A 6,681-nucleotide genomic window follows, 5' to 3' on the forward strand; every position below is an offset into this window, starting at 1 on the left:
AGGGATGACTGCGATGAGAACAACAATAGGTACTGTAACCAGAGTTGCCCTGCTGTTTTGCGCCGGAGCATGGAGCCAGGCCTGGGCTGTGGCCACTTTGCAAGAGGTGAAAGTGAATCCGCTGATGGCCGATCAGCTGTTGCTGGAGTTGAGCTTCAGTGAACCGGTCAGCGGCTTTACCGACCGGCTCTCCTATGAGCCCAATCAGCTGTTGCTGCATGTACCAGGAGCCGTTGGTGCGCTCAATGTCAATCCGCTGCCCATCAAGCAACAGGGGGTCGATAATCTCAAGGTTGAGGGCAAGGGAGCCGGGCTCGATATCAAGATAGCACTCGATCAATTGACCCCTTATCAGGTGCATCAGCAGGGCAACAAGCTGCTGGTCGCTCTGGGAGAGAAGGCAACCATGCCTCTCCCGGCTTCTACCCAATCAGCTGGCATGGTCTCATCACCTGCAACCTCGCCTGCCTTTGTTAATCCTCAGCCTGTGACTCAATCTGCCCTGATTAACACCCAGTTGGTTGCCCAGTCAGCCCCGGTGGCGGCACCTGTAGCCAGTAAACCCGTCTTGCCTGCGGCTCAGACCGGGGCGAGCGGTGCCTATTTCAACTCCGTCAAGGGGGTGGATTTCAGGCGTGGCAAGGAGGGGCAGGGTGAGTTTCTGGTTACGCTGGACAACAGCTCGGCGGCAGTCGATGTCAGCAGCCGTGGTCAGACAGTGCTGGCCAAGTTCCATGGTACCCGGGTACCGGACGACCTGCTCAATCTGATAAATGTGCAGGACTTTGCCACCCCTGTCTCTCAGGTGGAGGTATTCCGCCAGGGCAATGACACCCTGTTCGAGCTCTCCGTCAACGGCCAGTTTGATTACCGCTACGATCAGGCGGACAAGATGTTCATCGTCGAGGTGAAAAAACGCACCGCGGTGACCGCAGGCAAGCAGTATCAGGGCAAGCCGATTTCGCTGAACTTCCAGGACATCCCGGTGCGCACCGTGCTGCAGCTCATCGCCGATTTCAACAACCTCAACCTGGTCACCACGGACTCGGTATCAGGCAATATCACGCTGCGGCTCGATGGCGTGCCCTGGGAGCAGGCACTGGACATCATCCTCAAGGTGAGGGGGCTGGATAAACGGCTGGATAACAACATTCTGCTGGTGGCGCCGGCAGAAGAGATCGCTACTCGTGAGAAGCAGCAGCTGGAGAGTCGCAATCAGGTTGCCGATCTGGCGCCGCTCTATACAGAATACCTGCAGATCAATTATGCCAAAGCATCCGAGGTGGCAAATTTACTTTCATCCAAGAGTACCAAATTGCTCTCTTCCAAGGGGGCTGTGAGCGTCGATGAGCGGACCAACGTGCTGGTGGTCAAGGACACGGCAGACGTCATCAGCAACATCAAGCGCATGCTGGATATCCTGGATATTCCGGTCAAGCAGGTGGTGATCGAAGCGCGCATGGTGACCATAGATGACGGTTTTGACGAGGCGCTTGGGGTACGTTGGGGGGTGACCAAGAACGATGGTCACGGCAACAGCACATCGGGTTCTATCGAAGGCAACGACGGATCCGGCAATAACAACGGCGGTTCGGCGATCACTCGTCCCGGGGTGGATGACAGATTGAACGTCAATCTGCCGGTGACCAATGCCGCTGGTACCCTGGCATTCCAGGTAGCCCGCCTGGCGGATGGCACCCTGCTGGACCTCGAGCTGTCGGCGCTGGAAAAAGAGAGCAAGGCCGAGATTATCGCGAGTCCAAGAGTCACCACAGCCAACCAGAAACCCGCGTTGATCGAGCAGGGGACCGAGATCCCCTATGTGGAGTCCTCCTCCAGTGGTGCCACCTCGGTCACCTTCAAGAAGGCAGTATTGAGCCTCAAGGTCACACCGCAAATCACGCCGGACAACCGGGTTATCCTGGATCTGACCGTGACCCAGGATACCAAGGGTGAGACGGTACCCACCGGTACTGGAGATGCGGTCTCCATCAATGCCCAGTCCATCACCACCCAGGTGCTGGTCAACAATGGCGAGACCCTGGTGCTTGGCGGCATCTATCAACAGACCATCAAGAGCGACGTCAGCAAGGTGCCTCTGCTCGGTGATATCCCGGGTCTTGGCGTGTTGTTTCGCAAGACAACCAGCGAGAATAAAAAGCGGGAATTGCTGATTTTCGTGACGCCGAAGATAGTCACCGACGCCTTCTGAATGCTTTACATGTGAGGGTAAAACACATATAACCTTACGCCCCAATGAGGCTGGGGCGTAAGGGCTGCGGTTGCCAGTCCCGATTTCTATTGAGATAATCCCCCTCCTGATCCATCGCAAGACAAGGTTCATAGGTACCCCGATCGAGTGTTTGTCGGGGTCGTACAGTTTGTAATTACTAATGAAAAGACATGGCTGAGAAACGCAATATTTTCCTGATAGGTCCCATGGGTGCGGGCAAGAGCACCATAGGTAGACATCTGGCAGAACAACTGCATATGGAGTTTTTCGACTCAGATCATGAGATTGAGCGCCGCAGTGGTGCCGATATCGGCTGGGTGTTCGATGTTGAAGGCGAAGAGGGTTTCCGGATCCGCGAAGAGAAGGTCATAGGCGACCTTTCAGAACAGCAGGGTATCGTGCTGGCGACGGGTGGCGGTGCCATCAAGAGCCGTGAAACACGGAACAAGCTCTCTGCTCGCGGTATTGTGGTGTACCTCGAAACAACGATTGAGAAGCAGCTGGCGCGCACACAAAGAGACAAGCGCCGCCCACTGCTGCAAACCGAAGAGCCGCCGCGCGAAGTACTCGAGCGTTTGGCACAAGAGCGCAATGCGCTGTATGAAGAAGTGGCTGACTTTGTCATCCAGACTGATGATCAGAGCGCTAAAGTTGTTGCCAATCAAATTGTTAAGTTGATTGGCATGTAATCTAGAGGACGTCCATGGAAAGGTTGAAGGTCGAACTGGGTGAACGCAGTTATCCCATCGAGATAGCGGCGGGTCTGTTGCAGCATGCAGAGGTGCTGACACAAACCATCAAGGGCAAGCGGGTCATGATAGTGACCAATACCGTTGTCGCACCCTTGTATCTTGAGCGGATTATCCAGTTGCTGTCCGGTTTTCAGGTTGAACACCTGATCCTGCCGGACGGTGAGGCCTACAAGACCCTGGCAACCTTCGAGCGGATCATGTCTGCTTTGCTGGAAACCAACCATGGTCGGGACACTACACTGATCGCCCTGGGGGGCGGTGTGATAGGGGATGTTGTCGGCTTTGCTGCGGCAAGCTACCAACGTGGCATTCCTTTTATTCAAGTGCCTACCACACTGCTCTCCCAGGTTGATTCCTCCGTCGGCGGCAAGACCGCCGTCAATCATCCTCTCGGCAAGAACATGATTGGGGCCTTCTATCAGCCCAAGCATGTGGTCATCGACACCGAATGCCTCAAGACCCTGCCTGCCCGTGAATTTGCCGCCGGCATGGCCGAGGTCATCAAGTACGGCATCATCTGGGACGCCGAATTCTTCTCCTGGCTCGAAACCAACATGTCCCGTCTGCAGGCGCTGGAACCAGCTGCCCTGGCATATGCCATTCGCCGCTGCTGCGAGATCAAGGCCGATGTGGTGGGGCAGGACGAGACGGAGCACGGTGTGCGTGCCCTGTTGAACCTGGGCCATACCTTTGGTCACGCCATCGAGGCCGAAAAAGGCTATGGCAACTGGCTGCACGGCGAAGCCGTTGCTGCAGGCATGATGCTGGCTGCATTCACTGCCGAGGTTCGTGGCGAGCTGGATAACCGGCAAGTCGCCCGTATCCGAGATCTGCTGCTGGCGGCCAATTTGCCCATTCAGGCACCGGCCGAGATGGATTTTGATGCCTTCATTCGCCATATGCGGCGTGACAAGAAGGTAATGGAAGGCAAGTTGCGACTGGTGCTGCCGGTCGGTATCGGTCATGCACAGGTGGTGGCCGATGTCTCCGATGCTGAATTGTTGGCGGTGATCGAGTCTGGTCGTGAGTAATAATAAACTGCTTAAGCTTCCTTCCCAGCGGCAGCTGGTTGACCGGCTGCTGCACCTGATTGAATTCAATCACCCCTTTATTTTTCTCTGTGGCAAGCATGGCAGTGGTCGCGGCACCCTGTGTGAATCCCTGCTCGGCGCCCTGCCCGAAAAAGTACGGGTCGTGAGCCTGATTGGCAGCTCTGCCATGAAGATGGCGGACGTGCGCCAGTTGCTGTTGCCGCAGGTGGTGGCAAGGCCGCTGTTTAATCCACAGGATGCGCTAGCCGACAGCTTCTTTCGCATGCTGGAAGGCAAACCCGCTACCCTGCTGCTGCTGATCGAGCGCGCCGACGAATTGCCCGCCGAGCTGGTCGGTGAGCTGTGGAGCCTCTGTCGTCACAACGATACCCTGTCCGTGCCGCATCAACTTGCCATAGTGCTCTCCGGCAGTGACGTCTGGTGTCGCAACCAGAAGGTCCTGCTGAAAGGGCGTGCCATGCCGGCACTGGAGCTGGAAGTCGCACCACTGAGCGCGCCAGAGCAACGTATCTTCTTGTATGAGAAAGCCAAAGAGCTCAAGATCCCAACAGCCCTCTTGCCCAAGCTGAAAGTGGAAGAGATCCTGAAAGCGGCAAATGGACATCCGTCCACCATCATGCAGTTACTGGAGGATATCATGACCGACAGAAGGCCCAAGAAGCGTCAGGCCGAGTTGCCCGTCAAGAAGATTGCGACCGTGCTGGCACTGGTTGCCGTCGGTTTGCTGGCCCTGAGCTATCTGCTGCCAGCCCTGTTCAACGGTGAGAGCAAGAGTTCCGCTCTGGAACCTGCGCAAACAACGGCCTTGCCCATTCCCGTGTCGGGTGGGGATCCGCTGACCATAGGCGGCAGTAACACCAGCCAGAATGGCAATCAGAACGCAACCCATGATGGTGGCGCTGGCAATCCTGGCGGTGTGGTGCGCGATTGGCAGCCGGATGCCAAGGTGTTGCCCAAGGCGGTCGAGAGCGAGACTGTGACCACAGAATCGACCAACTACGAGGGACGCCGGGTGGTGATCTCCGATGAAGTGGTCGAGAAACTGATGAAGCAGCCCAACGTCAGCGGTGCCTTGCCCACGGCCGTGGAGAATGAGCTGACCGGTGCCGGTTCCCAGGCCGTTTCGACTCAGGTCACCCAGGCTCAGAATGCATCGACCCAGGGCCTGCTTGCCAAGCCGACCACTGCGCCCAAGACCCAGAGCTCCTCGGTTGCAACCACACCGGCAGCCAAGCCAGCCGTGGTTGAACCCGTGGTGGCACCCTCACCCAAGGTGGCGTTGACGCCGGCGGCGACCCTGAACAAGAAGCCCAGGAATCATTACAGCGTCCAGCTGATGGGGGCGAGCAACACCAAGGCCGTCGACAAGTTCGTAGCCGAGCATGCGCTGGCCGGCAATATCTGGGTTTACAAAACCCAGTTCCGTGGCAGCCCCTGGTACGTGGTACTGCAAGGGGATTATGCCAACGCCGCCCAGGCCAAGGCCGCCATTCGCAAGCTCTCGCCCGCCCTGCTCAAGGGTCAGCCCTGGCCCAAGTCGTTTGCTCAGGTACAAAAAGAGTTGAAGCAATAGCCATTGCGCCCGGTAAGGGGGTAGAATCGTCCCCCTTTTTTGGTCGATGCCTTCTTAACACCGGATTTCCATGAAAAAAACACGCGCTTTTTTAAAATGGGCCGGGGGAAAATACTCCCTGGTTGAAGATATTGCCGAGCGCTTGCCGGCCGGGCGTGTGTTGCTGGAGCCCTTCGTCGGGGCCGGGTCTGTCTTTCTCAACACCGACTACGACGCCTATGTGCTCAACGACATCAATCCGGATCTGATCTGCCTTTACAACCATCTCAAGCTGACGCCTGACCGATTCATCGCCGAGGCGCGCAAGTTGTTTGTGGCTGAACACAACCACAAGGCTGCCTACTATCGGCTGCGTACCCAGTTCAACCAGACCGAGACCACCTTCGAGCGGGCGCTGTTGTTCCTGTTTCTCAACCGTCACGGTTTCAATGGTTTGTGTCGCTATAACAAGAAGGGCGGCTTCAACGTGCCATTCGGTTCCTACAAGAAGCCCTACTTCCCGGAGAAAGAGCTGTGGGCTTTTGCCGAGAAGGCGCAGAAGGCGACCTTCATCTGCGAAAGCTACGCCGATGCCATCAAGCGCGCCGAACCGGACTGGGTGATCTACTGCGATCCCCCCTATGCGCCGCTCTCCACTACGGCGAGCTTCACTACCTATTCCGCAGGTGGCTTCACGCTGGATGATCAGGCCATACTGGCGCGGCTGGCCCGTCACACGGCGGCCCGCAAGGGGGTGCCCGTGCTCATCAGCAACCACGACATAGAGCTGACCCGCGAGCTCTACCGTGGTGCCCGCCTGGACGAGATCCTGGTCAAGCGCACCATCAGCCGCAACGGCGGCAGCCGCAACAAGGTGGCCGAGCTGCTAGCGCTCTACCCGCCCGGTATCGAGCCGGAGCAGGGTTATTACCCCAGCGACGCCGAGCTTGTCTCACTCGGCTGACCTTCTGGCGGCACCTTTGGGTGCCGCCGCTGTTTCTACCTGTCGTTATCCTTGTGTTCGTATCGTTTTCGCCTGATATGGGTGGTAAAGCCGCGGGCCTATTTTTCCTCCCCGCGTTCGGGTCGTTT

5 protein-coding genes are annotated in these 6,681 nt (G+C 57.3%); all 5 read left to right on the forward strand.

Annotated elements, in window-relative coordinates; all coding sequences use genetic code 11:
• Positions 1 to 13 precede the first annotated feature (13 nt).
• The 5 genes from BN1128_RS08640 (at position 14) to BN1128_RS08660 (ending at position 6,553) form a co-directional block, all read left to right on the forward strand.
• Positions 14 to 2,212 (forward strand): type IV pilus secretin PilQ family protein, encoded by a 2,199-nt coding sequence (locus BN1128_RS08640; RefSeq protein ID WP_042867701.1) that lies wholly within the window; start codon positions 14 to 16, stop codon positions 2,210 to 2,212.
• A 191-nt stretch (positions 2,213 to 2,403) separates the two neighbouring features.
• Positions 2,404 to 2,922, forward strand: a complete 519-nt coding sequence (aroK, locus tag BN1128_RS08645; protein WP_005298388.1) for a shikimate kinase AroK — start codon at positions 2,404 to 2,406, stop codon at positions 2,920 to 2,922.
• A gap of 14 nt (positions 2,923 to 2,936) precedes the next feature.
• Entirely contained in the window at positions 2,937 to 4,016 is a 1,080-nt protein-coding gene (gene aroB, locus BN1128_RS08650; RefSeq protein WP_042867703.1) for a 3-dehydroquinate synthase, read from the forward strand.
• Complete coding sequence (locus BN1128_RS08655; RefSeq protein ID WP_042867704.1) at positions 4,009 to 5,610, forward strand: SPOR domain-containing protein; 1,602 nt, start codon at positions 4,009 to 4,011, stop codon at positions 5,608 to 5,610. The genes aroB and BN1128_RS08655 overlap by 8 nt, the downstream gene beginning before the upstream one ends.
• 70 nt (positions 5,611 to 5,680) lie before the next feature.
• Positions 5,681 to 6,553, forward strand: a complete 873-nt coding sequence (locus BN1128_RS08660; protein WP_042867706.1) for a Dam family site-specific DNA-(adenine-N6)-methyltransferase — start codon at positions 5,681 to 5,683, stop codon at positions 6,551 to 6,553.
• Positions 6,554 to 6,681: the final 128 nt, after the last annotated feature.

It is taken from the genome of Aeromonas piscicola, from assembly GCF_000820005.1.
GTDB lineage: Bacteria > Pseudomonadota > Gammaproteobacteria > Enterobacterales > Aeromonadaceae > Aeromonas > Aeromonas piscicola.